The 18411-nt window shown below is 69.6% G+C and carries 14 protein-coding genes and 1 tRNA gene; 11 read left to right on the forward strand and 4 right to left on the reverse strand.

From position 1 onward, the window contains the following. Nucleotide 1: 1 nt before the first annotated feature. Complete coding sequence (gene gltB, locus AB0B58_RS06165; protein WP_360218323.1) at nucleotides 2–4570, forward strand: glutamate synthase large subunit; 4569 nt, start codon at nucleotides 2–4, stop codon at nucleotides 4568–4570. Then, on the forward strand, nucleotides 4563–6038 hold the full coding sequence (locus AB0B58_RS06170; protein WP_360218326.1) for a glutamate synthase subunit beta: 1476 nt from the start codon (nucleotides 4563–4565) through the stop codon (nucleotides 6036–6038). Before gltB ends, AB0B58_RS06170 begins: the two co-directional genes overlap by 8 nt. A gap of 40 nt (nucleotides 6039–6078) precedes the next feature. On the opposite strand, the gene AB0B58_RS06175 is transcribed toward AB0B58_RS06170, so the two are convergent. Further along, entirely contained in the window at nucleotides 6079–6252 is a 174-nt protein-coding gene (locus AB0B58_RS06175) for a hypothetical protein (protein WP_360218329.1), read from the reverse strand. Nucleotides 6253–6551: 299 nt separating this feature from the next. Between AB0B58_RS06175 and pyk the strand changes: the two genes are divergently transcribed. Then, a complete protein-coding gene (pyk, locus tag AB0B58_RS06180; protein WP_360218332.1) occupies nucleotides 6552–8000 on the forward strand; it encodes a pyruvate kinase in 1449 nt (482 codons plus the stop codon). Beyond that, complete coding sequence (locus AB0B58_RS06185) at nucleotides 7997–8881, forward strand: acyl-CoA thioesterase II (protein ID WP_360218335.1); 885 nt, start codon at nucleotides 7997–7999, stop codon at nucleotides 8879–8881. Before pyk ends, AB0B58_RS06185 begins: the two co-directional genes overlap by 4 nt. Nucleotides 8882–8887: 6 nt before the next feature. On the opposite strand, the gene AB0B58_RS06190 is transcribed toward AB0B58_RS06185, so the two are convergent. The 3 genes from AB0B58_RS06190 to AB0B58_RS06200 form a co-directional block, all read right to left on the reverse strand. Continuing rightward, entirely contained in the window at nucleotides 8888–9952 is a 1065-nt protein-coding gene (locus AB0B58_RS06190) for a DUF308 domain-containing protein (protein ID WP_360218338.1), read from the reverse strand. A 174-nt stretch (nucleotides 9953–10126) separates the two neighbouring features. After that, the gene (locus tag AB0B58_RS06195) at nucleotides 10127–10849 is read right to left on the reverse strand and encodes a transcriptional regulator (protein ID WP_360218341.1); all 723 of its coding nucleotides are present in this window, start codon (nucleotides 10847–10849) and stop codon (nucleotides 10127–10129) included. Between the two features lie 75 nt (nucleotides 10850–10924). Beyond that, a tRNA-Leu gene (locus AB0B58_RS06200) sits at nucleotides 10925–11008 on the reverse strand. Nucleotides 11009–11133: 125 nt separating this feature from the next. Here AB0B58_RS06200 and AB0B58_RS06205 point away from each other — a divergent pair. The 7 genes from AB0B58_RS06205 (at nucleotide 11134) to AB0B58_RS06235 (ending at nucleotide 18319) form a co-directional block, all read left to right on the forward strand. Beyond that, on the forward strand, nucleotides 11134–11760 hold the full coding sequence (locus AB0B58_RS06205) for a response regulator (RefSeq protein WP_360218344.1): 627 nt from the start codon (nucleotides 11134–11136) through the stop codon (nucleotides 11758–11760). Further along, entirely contained in the window at nucleotides 11760–12941 is a 1182-nt protein-coding gene (locus AB0B58_RS06210) for a hypothetical protein (RefSeq protein ID WP_360218347.1), read from the forward strand. The genes AB0B58_RS06205 and AB0B58_RS06210 overlap by 1 nt, the downstream gene beginning before the upstream one ends. Nucleotides 12942–13425: 484 nt before the next feature. After that, nucleotides 13426–14574, forward strand: coding sequence for a branched-chain amino acid ABC transporter substrate-binding protein (locus AB0B58_RS06215; protein ID WP_360218350.1), 1149 nt, complete (start codon nucleotides 13426–13428; stop codon nucleotides 14572–14574). A 66-nt stretch (nucleotides 14575–14640) separates the two neighbouring features. Then, nucleotides 14641–15582 carry a branched-chain amino acid ABC transporter permease gene (locus AB0B58_RS06220; RefSeq protein WP_360218353.1) on the forward strand — a complete coding sequence of 314 codons (942 nt, stop codon included), beginning with the start codon at nucleotides 14641–14643 and terminating at the stop codon, nucleotides 15580–15582. Continuing rightward, entirely contained in the window at nucleotides 15579–16730 is a 1152-nt protein-coding gene (locus tag AB0B58_RS06225) for an ABC transporter permease subunit (protein WP_360218356.1), read from the forward strand. The genes AB0B58_RS06220 and AB0B58_RS06225 overlap by 4 nt, the downstream gene beginning before the upstream one ends. Continuing rightward, nucleotides 16723–17619 carry an ABC transporter ATP-binding protein gene (locus AB0B58_RS06230; RefSeq protein WP_360218359.1) on the forward strand — a complete coding sequence of 299 codons (897 nt, stop codon included), beginning with the start codon at nucleotides 16723–16725 and terminating at the stop codon, nucleotides 17617–17619. Before AB0B58_RS06225 ends, AB0B58_RS06230 begins: the two co-directional genes overlap by 8 nt. Continuing rightward, complete coding sequence (locus AB0B58_RS06235; protein WP_360218362.1) at nucleotides 17609–18319, forward strand: ABC transporter ATP-binding protein; 711 nt, start codon at nucleotides 17609–17611, stop codon at nucleotides 18317–18319. Before AB0B58_RS06230 ends, AB0B58_RS06235 begins: the two co-directional genes overlap by 11 nt. Nucleotides 18320–18411 lie beyond the last annotated feature (92 nt).

Genomic DNA, 18411 nt, shown 5'->3' on the forward strand with positions numbered 1-18411 from the left:
AGTGACGATCGGAGGCCCGGTGGCTTTTCCGCACCCTCAGGGGTTGTACGACCCGGCTCAGGAACGCGACGCATGCGGCGTGGCGTTCGTCGCCGACCTGCACGGTCGGCGCTCCCACGACGTGGTCGCCAAGGGCCTGTCTGCGCTGATCCGGCTCGATCACCGTGGCGCCCGGGGCGCCGAGTACAACACGGGCGACGGCGCCGGCATCATGATCCAGGTTCCCGACGTGTTCCTGCGCGCCGTTGCGGGTTTCGACCTGCCGGCGGCCGGCTCGTACGCGACCGGCCTGGTGTTCCTGCCCAACGACCCGGACGAGGCCGCCCGCGCGATCGCGGTCTTCGAGAAGTACGCCCTGGTCGAGGGCGGCGACATCCTCGGCTGGCGCGACGTGCCCGTCGACCCGTCCGGGCTCGGCGAGACCGCCGAGGCGGCCCGCCCCCAGATCAAGCAGGTCTTCCTCGCCGCGCACCGGCTCACCGGCACCGCCGCCGGCCCGGCGGGCGAGCCGCTCTCCGGCATCGAGCTCGACCGGGTGGCGTTCTGCATCCGCAAGCAGGCCGAGCGGGAGACGTCGCAGCGCGGCGTCGCGGCGTACTTCCCGTCGCTGTCGGCGCGCACGATGACCTACAAGGGCATGCTGACGCCCGACCAGCTGCCCGAGTTCTTCCCGGATCTCGCCGACTCCAGGGTGGACAGCGCGATCGCGCTGGTGCACTCCCGCTTCTCGACCAACACGTTCCCGTCGTGGCCGCTGGCGCACCCCTACCGGTTCATCGCACACAACGGTGAGATCAACACGATCCGCGGCAACAAGAACTGGATGGCCGCCCGCGAGGCCCTGCTCGCCTCGCCGAACGTGCCCGGCAACCTCAAGCGGCTCTTCCCGATCTGCACGCCGGAGGCGTCGGACTCGGCGAACTTCGACGCGGTCCTGGAGCTGCTGCACCTGTCCGGTCGCAGCCTGCCGCACGCCGTGCTGATGATGATCCCGGAGGCGTGGGAGAACGACCTGGGCATGGACCCGGCCCGGCGCTCCTTCTACCGCTTCCACGCGACCCTCATGGAGCCGTGGGACGGTCCGGCCAGCGTGGCGTTCACCGACGGCACCCTGATCGGCGCGGTCCTCGACCGCAACGGCCTTCGCCCGGGCCGCTGGTGGCACACCAGCGACGGCCTGGTCGTGCTCGGCTCCGAGGCGGGCGTGCTCGACCTCGACCCGGCGACGGTGGTCGCTAAGGGCCGGCTGCAGCCGGGCCGGATGTTCCTGGTCGACACCGAGGCCGGCCGGATCGTGCACGACGACGAGATCAAGGCCGAGCTGGCCGCCGCGCGGCCGTACGACGAGTGGCTGCACGCCGGGATGATCGACCTGCAGGACCTGCCCCCGCGCGAGCACATCATCTACACGCACGACTCGGTCATGCGCCGCCAGCAGATCTTCGGCTACACCGAGGAGGAGCTGAAGATCCTGGTCGCGCCGATGGCCCGCAGCGGCGCCGAGCCGCTCGGATCGATGGGCACCGACACGCCGATCTCGCCGCTGTCGACCCGCCCGCGGCTGCTGTTCGACTACTTCCACCAGCTGTTCGCCCAGGTGACCAACCCGCCGCTGGACGCCATCCGCGAGGAGCTGGTGACCAGCCTGTCGACGACCATCGGGCCCGAGGGCAACCTGCTGAACCCGGGCCCGGCGAGCTGCCGGCAGATCGTGCTGCCGTACCCGATCATCGACAACGACGAGCTGGCCAAGCTGCTCTCCATCGACGAGGACGGCGACCTGCCCGGCTTCAAGGCGGTCCGGGTCTCCGGCCTGTACCCGCTGCGCGAGGGCGCGCAGGGCATCAAGGCGCGGCTGACGCAGATCTGCCGCCACGTGTCCGAGGCGATCGAGGACGGCGTGCGCATTCTCGTGCTCTCCGACCGCGACTCCAACGCGGACCTGGCGCCGATCCCGTCGCTGCTGCTTACCGCGGCGGTGCATCAGCACCTGGTGCGCGAGCAGACCCGCACGCAGGTGGCGCTCGTCGTGGAGAGCGGCGACTGCCGGGAGGTGCACCACGCGGCCGTGCTGATCGGGTACGGCGCCGCGGCGGTCAACCCGTACCTGGCGTTCGAGACCGTCGACGACCTCATCGCCACCGGCCCGCTCGCGGGCATGGAGTCGAAGAAGGCGGTCCGCAACTACGTCAAGGCGCTCGGCAAGGGCGTCCTGAAGATCATGTCGAAGATGGGCATCTCCACGGTGTCCTCGTACTGCGGCGCGCAGGTGTTCGAGGCGGTCGGCCTCGACAACCGGCTGCTGCAGCGCTACTTCGCCGGCACCTCCGGGCGCATCGGCGGCTCCGGCCTGGCCGAGATCCACGCGGAGGTCGCCGCCCGGCACGCGAAGGCGTACCCGAGCAACCCGGCCGAGCGCAGCCACCGCCGCCTCGAGGTCGGCGGCGAGTACCAGTGGCGCCGCGAGGGCGAGCTGCACCTGTTCAACCCGGAGACCGTCTTCCTGCTGCAGCACGCGACCCGCAGCAAGCAGTACGACGTCTTCAAGCAGTACACGGCGAAGGTCGACGGCCTGGCCGAGCAGGCGGGCTCGCTGCGCGGGCTGTTCCGCTTCAAGGACCGTGAGCCGGTGCCGCTGGACGAGGTCGAGCCGGCCTCCGAGATCGTCAAGCGCTTCGCCACCGGCGCGATGAGCTACGGCTCCATCTCGGCCGAGTCGCACGAGACCCTCGCGATCGCGATGAACCGCCTCGGCGGCAAGTCCAACACCGGCGAGGGCGGCGAGGACGTCGAGCGCCTCTACGACCCGCAGCGCCGCTCGTCGGTCAAGCAGATCGCCTCCGGGCGTTTCGGTGTGACAAGCGAATACCTCGTCAACGCCGACGACCTGCAGATCAAGATGGCGCAGGGCGCGAAGCCCGGCGAGGGCGGCCAGCTGCCCGGCAACAAGGTGTGGCCGTGGATCGCGAAGACCCGGCACGCCACGCCGGGCGTCGGGCTGATCTCGCCGCCGCCGCACCACGACATCTACTCCATCGAGGACCTGGCGCAGCTCGTACACGACCTCAAGAACGTCAACCCGGCTTCCCGCGTACACGTGAAGCTGGTCTCCGAGATCGGGGTCGGCACCGTCGCGGCGGGCGTGGCCAAGCTCAAGGCCGACGTCATCCTGATCTCGGGTCACGACGGCGGCACCGGCGCGTCCCCGCTCAACTCGCTCAAGCACGCCGGCTCCCCGTGGGAGCTCGGACTCGCCGAGGCCCAGCAGACACTGCTGCTCAACAACCTCCGCGACCGGGTGACCGTGCAGGTCGACGGCCAGCTCAAGACCGGCCGCGACGTGATCATCGCGGCGCTGCTCGGCGCCGAGGAGTTCGGTTTCGCGACCGCGCCGCTGATCGTGTCGGGCTGCATCATGATGCGGGTCTGCCACCTGGACACCTGCCCGGTCGGCATCGCCACGCAGAACCCGGTGCTGCGCGAGCGGTTCACCGGCAAGCCCGAGTTCGTGGAGAACTTCTTCCTGTTCCTCGCCGAGGAGGTCCGCGGCTACCTCGCCGAGCTGGGCTTCCGCACCATCGACGAGGCCATCGGGCACGCGGAGCTCCTCGAAATCGAGCCCGCCGTCTCGCACTGGAAGGCCAAGGGCCTGGACCTGTCGCCGGTGCTGTTCGTGCCGGAGCTGCCCGAGGGCACCGCGCGTCGCGGCATCGTCAAGCAGGACCACGGCCTGGAGAAGTCGCTCGACAACGAGCTCATCGCGCTCGCCGCGCCCGCGCTCGAGGCGGGCGCCCAGGTCCGCGCCGAGGTGGCCGTGCGCAACGACCACCGCAGCGTCGGCGCGATGCTCGGCGGCGAGGTCACCCGCCGCTACGGCGGCAACGGCCTGCCCGACGACACCATCGCGTTCACCCTGCGCGGCACCGGCGGCCAGTCGTTCGGCGCGTTCCTGCCGCGCGGCGTCACCCTGCGCCTGATCGGCGACACCAACGACTACGTGGCCAAGGGGCTCTCCGGCGGCCGGGTGGTCGTGCGCCCCGCCCCCACCGCGCCGTTCGTCGCGGAGGAGAACATCATCGCGGGCAACACCATCCTGTACGGCGCCACGAGCGGCGAGGTGTTCCTGCGCGGCCGCGCGGGTGAGCGGTTCGCCGTGCGCAACTCCGGCGCCGAGGCCGTCGTCGAGGGCGTCGGCGACCACGGCTGCGAATACATGACCGGCGGCACCGTCGTCGTGCTCGGCCCCGTCGGACGTAACTTCGCCGCGGGCATGAGCGGCGGCACCGCGTTCGTGCACAACCTCGACGCGGGCCGGATCAACCCCGAGCTGGTCGATCTCACCCCGCTCACCGACGAGGAGCGGGAACGACTGCACGCCCTGGTGGAGAAGCACTTCGCCGAGACCGACTCCGCCGTCGCGGAACGGCTGCTCAAGGACTGGCCGACGGCGGTGGCGGAGTTCACCGCGGTCGTGCCGCGCGACTACAAGCGCGTGATGGAGCTGATCAGGACCGCCGAAGCCGCCGGTCGGAACATCGACGAGGCGGTTATGGGGGTCACCCGTGCCTGATCCGAACGGTTTCCTGCGTTACGAGCGGCAGCTGCCGAAGCGCCGCCCGGTGCCGGTACGCATCCGCGACTGGCGGGAGGTGTACCCGTCGGCCGACGGCGAGCTCATCCGCGACCAGGCCACCCGGTGCATGGACTGCGGCATCCCGTTCTGCCACGAGGGCTGTCCGCTGGGCAACCGCATCCCGGACTGGAACGACCTGGTCCGCACGAACGCCTGGGCGGCGGCCGCGGAGAGCCTGCACGCGACGAACAACTTCCCGGAGTTCACCGGCCGGCTCTGCCCGGCGCCGTGCGAGGCCGCCTGCGTGCTCGGCATCTCCGACGACCCGGTGACGATCAAGCAGGTCGAGGTGGAGATCGCCAACCACGCGTTCGCCGCCGGCCTGGTGCCGCAGCCCCCGGTCGTCCGGTCGGGCCGCAGCGTCGCCGTGGTCGGCTCCGGCCCGGCCGGGCTCGCCGCCGCGCAGCAACTGGCCCGCGCCGGTCACTCCGTCACCGTCTACGAGCGCGACGACCGGATCGGCGGCCTGCTGCGGTACGGCATCCCGGACTTCAAGCTGGAGAAGGTGCGCATCGACGAGCGCCTGGCCCAGATGGCGGCCGAGGGCGTGGTCTTCGAGACCGGCGTCGAGGTCGGCGTCGACGTGACCGCCGACGACCTGCGGGAACGCTTCGACGCGGTGCTGCTCACCTGCGGCGCCCTCGCCGGGCGCGACACGCCCGGCACCCCGGGGCGGCACCTCGCGGGCGTGCACCTGGCGATGGAGCACCTGGTGCCCGCCAACCGCGTCGTCGCCGGCCTGCAGGACACGACGCCGATCGACGCCAACGGCAAGCACGTCGTGATCATCGGCGGCGGTGACACCGGCGCCGACTGCCTCGGCGTCGCACACCGCCAGGGCGCGGCCGGCGTGATCCAGCTCGACCAGTACCCGCTGCCGCCCGAGGTCCGCGCCGGCGAGCTGCACCCGTGGCCGACCTGGCCGACCATCCTGCGCAACTACCCCGCGCACGAGGAGGGCGGCGAGCGCGTCTTCGGCGTCGCCGTGCAGGAGTTCGTCGACGACGGCAACGGCAACGTCGCGTCGGTACGCGTCGCGGATGTCGTCGTCGAGCGGATCGACGGCCGCCGTACCGTCACCGTCCAGGAAGGATCGGAGCGCGACCTCCGCGCCGACCTGGTGTTGCTGGCCATCGGTTTCGACGGCACCGAGCAGCAGCCGCTGCTCACCCAGTTCGGGGTGACCCGCAACGACAGGGGAGCAGTCGACGCCGACGACGACTGGCAGACCGGCGCCGAGGGCGTCTTCGTCGCGGGCGACATGCACCGCGGCGCGTCGCTGATCGTGTGGGCCATCGCGGAGGGCCGGGCGGCCGCCGCGGCGATCCACACCTACCTGGGCGGATTCGGCGAACTGCCGGCCCCGGTACGCCCGACGTCGCAGCCGCTGGCCGCCGTCCGCTGAACCGGCGATCGCGGGGCGGCCCACCCGCCCCGCGATCCGGTCAGACCCGCACGGCCTCCGCGGCCGCCCGCTGCCGGGGCAGCGCGCGGGCCCCGCCGCACTGTGCCGCGTGGCGCAGCAGCCGCCGCCGGGCCGCCTCGCTCTCGTACTCCTGCTCGCGGGCCGCGCGCTCCAGCACCCGCTGTCGCCTGCTCGCCCACCACCGGATCGCCATCGCTGCACCCCCTGACCGATGCCGATTCAGTTAACCGGCTGCAGTCAACACGTGACAATCGGTATTCGGGTTCACCGAGGGCGAGGGCGACACCCGGGCCGGGCCGTATCCCTGTCGGGCCATCTCCCGGCGGCCGCCGGGAGCCGACCGATAAGCTGAAGCCGATTGCGGTCGCTGACGCCCGCGACCCCTGCTGATCGAAGGCACGCCCGACGGACCGAACCGGGGCGTCGCCGTTCGCAGTTCATCCTTTTGATGGGGGTCGGCCAGCGAGCCGATCCGAAAGAGAGACTAGCCTGATGGCTGTGACACGCCGCGCAAAGATCGTCTGCACCATGGGTCCCGCCACCGCCTCCCCCGAGCGCATGCTCGGGCTCGTAGAGGCCGGCATGGACGTGGCCCGGCTGAACTTCAGCCACGGCAGCCACGAGGACCACCAGAAGGTCTTCGACATGGTCCGCGCCGCCGCGAAGGAGACCGGCCGCGCCGTCGCCGTCCTCGCCGACCTGCAGGGCCCCAAGATCCGGCTCGGCAGATTCGCCAACGGCCCGCACGTGTGGAACACCGGTGACATCGTCACCATCACCAGCGAAGACATCCTCGGCACCCCCGACCGGGTCAGCTGCACCTACCGCAAGCTGCCGAAAGAGGTAAAGGTCGGCGACCGCCTCCTGATCGACGACGGCAAGGTCGCCGTCGAGGTCTCCGCCGTCGACGACGAGGACATCCGCTGCCTCGTCACCGAGGGCGGCCCGGTCAGCAACAACAAGGGCGTCTCGCTGCCGAACGTCGCCGTCAGCGTCCCCGCGATGAGCGAGAAGGACGAGGCCGACCTGCGCTTCGCCCTCGGCCTCGGCGTCGACCTGATCGCCCTGTCGTTCGTCCGCTCGCCCGACGACATCAAGCTCGTGCACCAGATCATGGCCGAGGAGAAGAAGACCCTCCCCGTCATCGCCAAGGTCGAGAAACCCGAAGCCGTCGTCCACCTGGAAGCGATCGTGCTGGCCTTCGACGGCGTCATGGTCGCCCGCGGCGACCTCGGCGTCGAACTGCCCCTCGACCAGGTCCCGCTGGTGCAGAAGCGCGCCGTCCAGCTCTGCCGCGAAAACGCCAAGCCGGTCATCGTCGCCACCCAGATGCTCGACTCGATGATCGAGAACTCCCGCCCGACCCGCGCGGAGGCCTCCGACGTCGCCAACGCGGTCCTCGACGGCGCCGACGCCGTCATGCTCTCCGGAGAGACCTCGGTCGGCAAATACCCCGTCCTCACCGTCAGCACCATGGCGAAGATCGTCACCACCACCGAGAACGGCGACTTCGGGGTACCCGTCCTGCAGCACGACCCGCGCACCCACAGCGGCGCCCTGACCGTCGCCGCCAGCCGGATCGCCCGCAACATCGGCGCCAAGGCCCTGGTCGCGTTCTCGCAGACCGGCGACACCGTCCGCCGCCTCTCCCGGCTACACTGCGAACTCCCGCTGCTCGCCTTCACCCCGGTGCCCGAGGTCCGCGACCAGCTCGCCCTCTCCTGGGGCGTCGAGACGTTCCTGACGGACTTCGTACAGCACACCGACGACATGTTCCGCCAGGTCGACCAGAGCATGCTCGGCCTCGGACTGGCCAAGCCGGGCGAATACGTGGTCGTCGTCGCCGGCAGCCCCCCGAACGCGCCCGGCTCCACCAACACCCTGCGCGTGCACCAGCTCGGCTCCCTCGTCGACCCGGCAACGGTGACCCAGATCAAGTGAACGACACCCCGCTGGCGGGACAGGCCGCCGTCGATCAGCTTCTGGAAGTCCTCGACCTGAAGCAGATCGACGCGGCCACGTTCCGGGGCGAGAGCCCCCAGGTCGGCGCCCAGCGCGTCTTCGGCGGGCAGGTCGCCGGCCAGGCCCTCGTGGCGGCCGGCCGCACCGTCGGCCCCGACCGCTTCGTGCACTCGCTGCACGGCTACTTCGTGCGCCCCGGCGACCCCACGGTCCCCATCGAGTTCACCGTCGAGAACATCCGCGACGGGCGCTCCTTCTCCGTACGCCGCGCCACCGCACAGCAGCACGGCCAGACGATCTTCTTCATGTCCGCGTCGTTCCAGGTCGTCGAGCAGGGCCTCGACCACCACTCGCCGGCACCCCAAGGGGTGCCGGGCCCCGACGAGACACCCACCATGCGGGACTGGCTCGCCCGCTACCCCGACCGCACGGCCGCCTTCAACGCGGCGCCGCAGGCGATCGACGTCCGCTACGTCGGCACCCCCGGCTGGGTGCCGCCCGGCGACCGGGACGCGGCCGACCAGCAGCGGGTCTGGATGCGCATCAACGGCAAACTGCCCGACGACCCGCTGATCCACGCCTGCGCCCTCGCGTACGCATCCGACCTGTCCCTGCTCGACTCCGTGCTGTCCATGCACGGCGAGGTCTGGGGACCGGGCGGGGTGATCGGCGCCAGCCTGGACCACGCCCTGTGGCTGCACCGGCCGTTCCGCGCCGACGAATGGTTCCTCTACGACTGCACCAGCCCATCGGCGAGCGGCAGCAGGGGACTCGCCAGCGGGCGCATGTTCACCGAGGACGGCCGGCACATCGCCAGCGCCGTACAGGAAGGCCTGCTGCGCCGCATCGGCACCCGATAGCCGCCGTCAGTCCACCCAGCGCTTCGCGATGATCGCCGTGTCCTCCGCACCCGGCGAGGCCGTCTCACCCGCCCGCGCCGCCGAATCCAGCAGCGGCAACGCCTGGTCGTCCACCTCCGCGGCCTCGCGCTGCGCCGCCGCGGCGGCCGCCTTCGCCGCCACGTCCGGGTCGGGCAGCTCCGCGCCCTCGGGGGTGTCCGGCACCTCGACCCGCTCGTCGGCCGCGGCCCGCGCCGCGGGACCCGGCGCCATCGCGCCGGTCACCCCGGCCTGCGCCAGCATCGCGTCCAGGTCGGCCGTCGTCCGCAGCACCTCGTCGTGGAAGCTGTCCTGCCACCCGCCCGGCGCGGACGCGACCTGACCCGTTTCCCACGATGCGGGCGGCTGCGGCCCGGCAGCCGGCGTCTCCGGCCCCGGCAGGCCCGGATTGTGCGGCGCCGACAGGTCTGACATCGCCGCGGCCGCCGTCGTCGGCGCGGCCCGGTGCCGGGGGCGTGCACCCCGCGGCGGCCGCCCCGCCTCGAAATCGGTCAGCCCCGCCGAATAGCCGGCCACCCCGATCGCCCGCTCCGGCGTCAGCTCCAGCAGCCGCTCGTCATCCACCGAGGAGACGTCACGCAGCCGCAGCGAGGCGACGAGATCGGCCAGCCCGCGCAGCAGCGCCGTACCGCCGAGCACGAGGATCACCACCTCGGCCGTGCGCGCGTACGAGCTCGCGGCGAAGAAGCCCAGCGCGAGCTCGGCCACACCGACGACCGTCAGCAGGCCCCAGATCCGGTCGGACTCCCGGGTCATCATCGAAATGGCCAGGTCGGCGGCGCCCCGCACCATCAGGTACCAGCCGATCAGCGCCGCCGGAGTGGCCCAGGTGCTGCCGTTGTCCATCAGCAGGATCACGCCGGTGGCGGTGAACAGCACGGCCATGCCGGCGTTCAGCCACCAGGTCCGCGTCCCGGCGAGCGCCCGAACCACCTCGGTGGCCGCCCCGAACAGGATCACCGTCCCGCCCAGGGCCACGATGTCGACGGGCTCGATCCGCAGCACGCTCCAGGCGATCGCCAGCCACGCCACGCCGGAAAATAGGAGGAAACCCCACATTCCGTTACGCACGACGGACAAGGGGGCGGAGCCGGACCACAACATGGAGCCTCCTACCAGTGCTGGTACTGCCATGACAACACTGGCGAGACCGGCAAACCGGTCTTTCGCGGAAAAACCCGAGGCGCCGCCCGCCCACCTCGGGGCTCAGTACTTCGGTCCCACGTGCTGGTCCAGTTCTGCCACATCCTCCTTCCGGGCGACCGAGAGCATGTTGCGCCTGCACATCCGCCAGCCGATGCCGAGCTGATCGAGTGCGTGCTGACAGAGCTCCATGATGTCGGTCGATTCGTTGGAGAACATGTACCTGGGATAGAAGTACGCCTTGCCTGCGCGGACGACTCTATTGGTGACTCGGCAACCGTCGGAATGGATGAGCCCGCGCAGAAAGCTCCCGGGATTGGCGTCGACCAGTGGCCGTTGCCAATCGGCCAGATAGATGGGGCGTTCGTGCTTGCGCCCGGGGCCGTGCTGGGGAAATAGGCACGGCCAGTGATTGGAATAACTCTGCACGCCGACACAGCCGGCCTTCTGGACCCGTTGGACGCGCTTCGCGAGAACGGCCAGCATGGCCCGCTCGCACTCGCCGATGAGCCCCGGCCACGCGTCGGCGCAGTAGATGCGCAGCACCGGAACCTTGGCGGCGGTCACCAGGTGTCCATCGCCGAGGTACAGGTCGAGGAGATAGCAGTAGCTTTCGGGATCGTCGGGAAGTCCCGCCTCCGGGCGGCAACGGGGGCACCGGGCCGGTTCGGGTGGATTGAGCAGGCGGCGCCGGGCACGCTCGCCATAGAACCAATGGATCACCGTCCCGCGTGGCAGGCCGAGGGCCTTGCACACCTCGCCGAACGGAATTCCGGCGTCTCTCATTCGGAGTGCGCGTTCGCGTAAATGGGGAGGATGCACCCCGGTATCTTCGAACAGGGGTACGACACTTCCGGTCGGTGCCGGGGACGGGATTCGAACCCGCATGTCCTTTCGAACAGATGATTTTGAGTCATCCGCGTCAGCCGATTGCGCCACCCCGGCATGCCCGGCCCGCACGCAACAAGGTCACGCTGACCGGAGCACGTCGAAGCTTACCCACTACGCTTAGGGCGGCGGCACCCAGATACCGGGTGTCGCGACTACGAAGCGGTGGGGGTAGGGGTTCCGTGGCCGACACGCAAGCGAGCGCCGAGCGCAGGCGGGTGCTGATCGCCGAGGACGAGGCGCTCATCCGGCTGGACCTGGCCGAAATGCTCGTGGAGGAGGGCTACGACGTCGTCGGCGAGGCCGGTGACGGCGAGACCGCCGTCCGGCTGGCCGAGGATCTGACGCCGGACCTGGTCATCCTCGACATCAAGATGCCGATCATGGATGGCCTGGCCGCCGCGGAGCGGATCGCCGGCGGGCGCATCGCGCCGGTCGTGATTCTGACGGCGTTCAGCCAGCGCGATCTGGTCGAGCGGGCGCGCGCCGCCGGTGCCATGGCGTACCTGGTGAAGCCGTTCCAGAAGTCGGACCTGGTGCCGGCGATCGAGATCGCGCTGTCGCGGTACTCGGAGATCTCGGCGCTCGAGGCCGAGGTGGCGGGCCTTACCGACCGGCTGGAGACGCGCAAGTCGGTGGAGCGCGCCAAGGGCGAGCTCATGACGAAGTACTCGATGACCGAGCCGCAGGCGTTCAAGTGGATCCAGCGCACCGCGATGGATCACCGGATGACGATGCGTGAGGTCGCGGACCGGATTCTCGCGGAGGGCGAGGAGTCGTCCCCGGACGCCGGGGCACGGCCCTCGTAATGAACAGAGGCCTCCGGATCCTTGCGGTCGTCCTCGCGGGCGCGCTGGTGCCCGGTGGGTGTTCGGCGCAGGACGCGCCGGACCCGGAGGTTTCGGTCTCGCCGGTCGCCCGGACCTGGACGGAGTCGGTGCTGCCGGCGCCCGCGGGCGCGGTGGGCCGGATCGTGTTGCGGGACGCGACCGTGTGCCAGGGCCGCCGGTTCGTGGTCGGCGCGGTGCAGGACGACTCCGGGGGTACGGTGCCCGCGGCGTGGTCGAGCTCCGGCGCGGGGGCGTGGACCTCGATACGTATCGATGCCCGGTCGTATTACGGCAAGCAGAACGTGCTGTATTCGGTGGCATGCCGCGAGGGCCGGATGGGCGCGCTTGGCGCGAAGGCCGGCGGTGCGCACGGCTACCCGCGGACGAGTTCCTGGCGTGAGACGCCGGACGGCGTGCTGCACGAGGTGAGCGCGCCGTTCGAGTTGTTCGGTGGCCCGCAGGCGGTCAATGTTGCGCGGCTGGACGCGGGTCCGCCGGGGTGGCTGATCTCCGGGAACCGGATGAGTGGTGCCGCGTCGTGGGTGTCGCGGGACGGGTCGGCGTTCCGGATCGTCGAGCGGGCGCCCGTGCTCGCGTCGGGCGATGCGGGGGAGACCTGGTCTTTTGACGGTGTGGCGGCGGTCGCCGGCTGGGTGATGGTCGGCGGTGAGTTGCCTTCCGGGCGGATCGACCGTGACGCGGTGGGCTGGCAGTCGCCGGACGGCGTCAGCTGGCGGCGGCTGCCGGCCGCCGGCGCGACGCCCGTCTACGAGGAGCTGCAGCGGGTGGTCTCGGACGGGTCACCGGTCGCGGTGGGTGTGCGGGGCGCCGTGTTCGGTGTGTGGCGGCTCGACGGGGACAGGTGGCTGCCGGGTGCCGCCTTCGGTGCGGTGCCGCCGGGTGGGAAGGCGGGTGTCCGGTCGCTGGCGGTCGCCGGTGCGGAGCTGTTCTGTGTGACGTCGGACGGTGTGGCGCACACGTTGTGGACGTCTGCCGACGGTGGCGGCGCGTGGCGGCCGGTGGTTCTGCCGGTGGCGGTGCCGGCGGGTGCGGATCGGGCGGTCGCTGTGGCCGGTGAGGCCGGTGGGGCCGGCCGGCTGCTCATGGTCGTCGATGACGGGGTGCGGGCCCGGGTCTACCTCGAGGGTGCGGGCGGGTAATACAGCCGGCGTCCGGCTCGTTCTTTCGGGTGGTCGTGGCCACCCGTTCGGCACCTATTCATAGGAGATTCGCGGGGCGGTGCCGTCGCGGCCCGGGTGAACCGAAGCGTATTGCCGGTCATCACACCGACGTGATCTTGCGAACTCCTCTACCAGGCAGAAGGATTGTTTCGACGCCAGGAGGCCCGGCGCACGCGAACCATCACGTGTCGCCCTGACTTCACCACGGGGGACGAAACGGTCATGGCAAAAAGGACGGTAAGGGATCAAAACCCACGGATCGATTGCCGTCAGTGCCGTCGTTCGTAACGGTTTGGCAAGCGTGGCCGCTACGTCTTACGCCGCAATTCACAGACAAGTACGCTGCGCCATCACGAGCAGTAAGCAGGACTCGCGGTTCGGACACGACGGAGACGGCAACGGACACGTTGTGGGGACAACGTCCGCGGCGCCGCGCCTGCACCTGAATGAAAGGTCATAAGCCTTGAGGCGAAACTATGTACGGGCCCTCGGTGCCGTGGGTCTGACCGCGGCGTTGCTGGGAATGACGGCCTGCCAGGACTCGGGTGGCGACACTGACGCCGCGGCGACCTGCGGTGGCAAGATTGCCATCTTCGGCGCCTTCACCGGTGCGAACGCCGGTCTGGTCCTCCCGTCGCTGAACGGCGCGAAGCTGGCGCTCAAGCAGTTCACCGCGGCTAACCCCGACTGCAAGGTCACGCTCCAGGAGTACGACACCCAGGGCAACGCCGAGCAGGCCACCCCGATTGCGAACCAGGTCGCTCAGGACCAGTCGTTCAACGCGGTCATCGGCGGCCACTTCTCCGGCGAGTCGAAGGCCACCATGGCCACCTACGAGGCGGCCGGCCTCGTCATGGTGAGCCCGTCGGCGACCGCCGCCGAGCTCACGACGCTGGGCAACAAGAACTTCTTCCGCGTGGTCGGTAACGACAACACCCAGGGCGACGCGGCTGTCACCTACATCAAGAACACGCTCAAGGGCACGAAGGTCTTCGTCATCGACGACGGCCAGCCCTACGGCGTGGGCATCGTCGACCGGATCAAGGCCGGTCTCGGCTCGACGGTCGTCGGCTCGGACAAGGTCCAGACGGACCAGACCAACTTCGACGCGACGATCTCGAAGATCAAGTCGAAGAGCCCGGACATCATCGCGTTCGGTGGCTACACCAACGAGGCTGCTCCGTTCCTGAAGCAGGCTCGTGCCGCGGGCATCACCGCGAAGTTCCTCGGCTTCGACGGCCTGTACGACCCCGGTTTCGCCAAGGGTGCCGGCGACGCCGCCAACGGTGCGATCGTGACCTGCCCGTGTCTGCCCGCCGACAAGGCCGGCGGCACGTTCGCTGCCGACTACCAGAAGGAGTACGGCGTCGCGCCGGGTTCCTACGGTGCTGAGGGCTTCGACGGCGCGCAGATCATCCTCGACGCCTACAAGGCCGGCAAGACCTCGCGGGCCGACATCCTCGCCTTCGTGAAGTCCTACGACAAGCAGGGTGTCTCGAAGTACCTGAAGTTCGACGAGAACGGCGACGTGGACAAGAGCAAGGTTGTTGTCTGGTCGTACGACATCGTGGGCGGTGCTTTCAAGCCCCAGCAGGAGATCAAGCTCAGCTGACGTTGGTTCAAAAGAGGCGGCCGGAGGCGTTAGCCTCCGGCCGCGTCTGGTGCAAAAGGGGATTTCGTGAACTTTGATGAACTCTTCGGGCACCTGGGCCAGCACACGGTGGACGGCTTGGCGAAGGGCTCGATCTATGCCCTCGTCGCGCTCGGCTACACCCTGGTCTACGGCGTACTGAAGCTGATCAACTTCGCCCACTCCGAGGTCTTCATGATCGGCACTTTCGCCGTTCTCGGGGTGTGGAACCTGATGGGTGCCACCGGCAACGAGAGCGTGGGTATGACCCTCCTGCTGCTCGCTGCCGGCCTGCTGGGGGCGGCTCTCGCCTCGGGCGCGACGGCGGTCGCCGTCGAACGGGTGGCGTACCGAAGACTTCGCAGGATGAATGCACCACCGTTGATCTTCCTCATCACCGCGATCGGCGTGTCGCTGGTGTTGTCGGAGGCCTTCGGTATCTGGCAGGGGCGTCTCGTCCTCGGCATGCCGACGATCGTCAAGCAGAAGACTGTCTTCAGCTTCTTCGGTACCGACGTCAGCAACACGCAGCTCATCACAGTGGTGGCTGCGCTGGTGATGATGGTGGCGCTCGACCAGTTCATCAACCGCACCCGGTACGGCCGGGGCGTGCGTGCGGTGGCGCAGAACCCTGACGCCGCCGCGCTGATGGGTGTGAACAAGGACCGGGTCATCATGCTGATCTTCCTGTTGGGCGGTCTGCTGGCGGGCGCCGCGGCGCTGCTGTACTCCGTCCGGTACGGGAACACCCGGTTCAACGTCGGGTTCCTGCTCGGCCTCAAGGCCTTCACCGCCGCCGTCCTCGGTGGCATCGGCAACCTGCGCGGCGCGCTGCTCGGTGGCCTGGTCCTCGGTGTGGTCGAGGTCTACGCGGCTACCCTGACCCAGTCGAACTGGGAGGACGTCGCCGCGTTCGTCGTGCTGGTCGTGGTGCTGCTGTTCCGGCCGACCGGTCTGCTCGGAGAGTCATTGGGGAGGGCACGCGCATGACCGACAAAGAGAGTGGCGGACGCCCGAGCTTCATCAGCAAGAACTTCGGTGACGTCGGCAGCCGGTTCCGGGGCCTGCCGAAGTGGCAGCGTGTGGCGGGATTCGCCGCGTTCGTGGTGTTCCTCTACTACCTGCCGCTGCTCGGCATCCCCGGCCTGACCTGGCTGCGGACCGACTCGATCGACGGCGGCAACAACTGGGCGGGTGTGCTCTTCACCTGCGCCATCTACGTGCTCATCGCCATCGGCCTGAACGTCGTGATCGGGCTCGCGGGCCTGCTCGACCTCGGTTACGTCGGCTTCTTCGCGATCGGCGCGTACAGCGTGGCCCTGTTCGGTTCCCGGCAGTCGCCGGTCGTGCAGGCCCTTCAGGAGAAGTACGACCTGCCGCCGGAGTGGGCGGTCGCCTGGGCGGTCTGCATCCCGATCGCGCTGGCCCTGGCGATGATCTCCGGCGTGATCCTGGGTTGGCCGACGCTGCGGCTGCGCGGTGACTATCTCGCGATCGTCACGCTCGGCTTCGGTGAGATCATCCGGATCGTCGTGCGGAACTCGGTCAGCTGGTCCGGTGGCCCGGCAGGTGTCGCGGCCATCCCCGGCCCGCAGGGTGCGCCGTCGGCGGACAACAACATCTTCGGTCTGATCGACCCCAAGCCGTGGTACTGGCTGGCGCTGACCGTGGTGCTGGTCGTGGTCTTCCTGGTCCGGCGGCTGGAGAACAGCCGGGTCGGCCGGGCGTGGCTGGCGGTCCGCGAGGACGAGGACGCCGCCGCGGTGATGGGTGTCAACCCGTTCAAGTTCAAGCTGTGGGCCTTCGCCATCGGCGCGGCCCTCGGCGGACTGTCGGGCTTCCTGTTCGCCAGCCGGCAGGGCTTCATCGAGCCGAACCAGTTCAACGCGAACCTCTCGATTCTGTTCGTCGCGATGGTCGTCGTCGGCGGATCGGGCAACATGGCAGGTGCGGCGCTCGGCGCTGTGCTGCTGGCGTACCTGCCGGAGCGGTTCCGGGACTTCGCGGAGTACCGGTTCCTGGTCTTCGGCCTGGCGCTGGTGCTGGTCATGCTGCTGCGTCCGCAGGGCCTGCTGCCCAGCAGGCGGCGTACGCGTGAGTTGAAGGATCGTCAGGAGGAGGTGGCTGCGGGTGTCTGACGAACAGCGGGAAGTTCTGCTCGACGTCGACCACGTCACGCTGCGGTTCGGCGGCGTGGTGGCGCTCAACGACGTCAGCTTCAGCCTGTACAAGGGCGAGATCCTGGGGCTGATCGGGCCGAACGGTGCCGGCAAGACGACGTGCTTCAACGTCATGACCGGCGTCTACAAGCCGACCTCGGGTGCCGTGAAGTTCGACTCGCAGCGGATCACCGGGCGCAAGCCGCACGAGATCAACCGGATGGGTGTCGCCCGGACGTTCCAGAACATCCGGCTCTTCCCCGAGATGACGGCGCTCGAGAACGTGATGGTGGGTACCGACTCCCAGCACTTCACCAGCGTCGTCGGCGCCCTGTTCCGGCTCTACCGCAAGCGGCCCAAGCCGGAGGAACTGCCCCGCGTCGACGCGTCCAACGGGTTGGTCCGGGCGGTTCAGCAGCTCCGCCGCACGTCCGCGAAGATCTTCGGTATCTCGCGGCACACGCTGGAGGAGCGGGCGGGCGAGCGCAAGGCGCGTGATCTGCTCAAGTTCGTCGGCATCGAGGGTCGGGCCAACGACCTGGCCCGCAACCTGCCGTACGGCGACCAGCGGCGTCTCGAGATCGCCCGGGCACTGGCCACCGAGCCGAAGCTGCTGTGCCTGGACGAGCCGGCGGCCGGCTTCAACCCCGCGGAGAAGGAACAGCTGAACCAGCTGATCAAGAAGATCCGCGACATGGGGTACACCGTGCTGCTGATCGAGCACGACATGCGGCTGGTTATGGGTGTGACCGACCGGATCGTGGTGCTCGAGTTCGGAAAGAAGATCGCGGAGGGCAGCCCGGCAGAGATCCGGGACAACCCGAAGGTGATCGCCGCCTACCTGGGGGAGTCCACCGATGCTGCTTGAGTTGCAGGACGTAACCCTGCGGTACGGCCGCATCGAGGCTTTGCACGGGATCTCCATGCAGGTCGAAGAGGGCGAGATCGTGGCGCTGATCGGCGCGAACGGCGCCGGCAAGACCAGCACGATGCGGGCCATCTCCGGACTGAACACGCTCGCCTCGGGCAAGATCCTGTTCGACGGCACCGACATCACCACCCTGCGGGCCGACCTTCGGGTGATCAAGGGGATCGGTCAGTCGCCGGAGGGCCGGGGCGTCTTCCCGGGCATGACCGTGGCGGAGAACCTCGACATGGGTGCGTACACCCGTCGTGACAGCTCCGCGATCGCGGCCGATCTGGAACGGGTCTACGGCCTGTTCCCGCGGCTGCAGGAACGGCGCAAGCAGCCCGGCGGCACCCTGTCCGGCGGCGAGCAGCAGATGCTCGCGGTGGGCCGGGCGCTGATGAGCCGGCCGAAGCTGCTGCTGCTGGACGAGCCGTCGATGGGACTCGCGCCCATGGTCATCCAGCAGATCTTCGACATCATCACGGAGATCAACCAGCAGGGCACCACGGTGCTGCTCGTCGAGCAGAACGCCCAGCAGGCGTTGTCGCGGGCACACCGCGCCTACGTGCTGGAGACCGGCCGGATCGTCAAGGAGGGGTCCGGTCAGGACCTGCTCGTCGACCCGGCGGTCAAGGAGGCGTACCTGGGTGTCGCCTGACACCTCGCTGTTCGTCACAGGGCGTCTCCGGTCGGAGGCGCCCTGTGGCATTCCCGGCCGGGCGTTGCGCGAGCCTGTCGTACCCGGCGACT

It is taken from the genome of Actinoplanes sp. NPDC049118 (assembly GCF_040648555.1).
In the GTDB taxonomy this organism is placed as follows: Bacteria; Actinomycetota; Actinomycetes; order Mycobacteriales; family Micromonosporaceae; genus Actinoplanes.

Excerpts from the sequence above, each read along its gene's own strand:
- AB0B58_RS06235 (WP_360218362.1), top strand. The coding sequence starts at position 17,609 with ATGCTGCTTGAGTTGCAGGACGTAACCCTGCGGTACGGCCGCATCGAG.
- AB0B58_RS06195 (WP_360218341.1), bottom strand. The coding sequence starts at position 10,849 with ATGAGAGACGCCGGAATTCCGTTCGGCGAGGTGTGCAAGGCCCTCGGC.
- AB0B58_RS06210 (WP_360218347.1), top strand. The coding sequence starts at position 11,760 with ATGAACAGAGGCCTCCGGATCCTTGCGGTCGTCCTCGCGGGCGCGCTG.
- AB0B58_RS06225 (WP_360218356.1), top strand. The coding sequence starts at position 15,579 with ATGACCGACAAAGAGAGTGGCGGACGCCCGAGCTTCATCAGCAAGAAC.
- pyk (WP_360218332.1), top strand. The coding sequence starts at position 6,552 with ATGGCTGTGACACGCCGCGCAAAGATCGTCTGCACCATGGGTCCCGCC.
- AB0B58_RS06175 (WP_360218329.1), bottom strand. The coding sequence starts at position 6,252 with ATGGCGATCCGGTGGTGGGCGAGCAGGCGACAGCGGGTGCTGGAGCGC.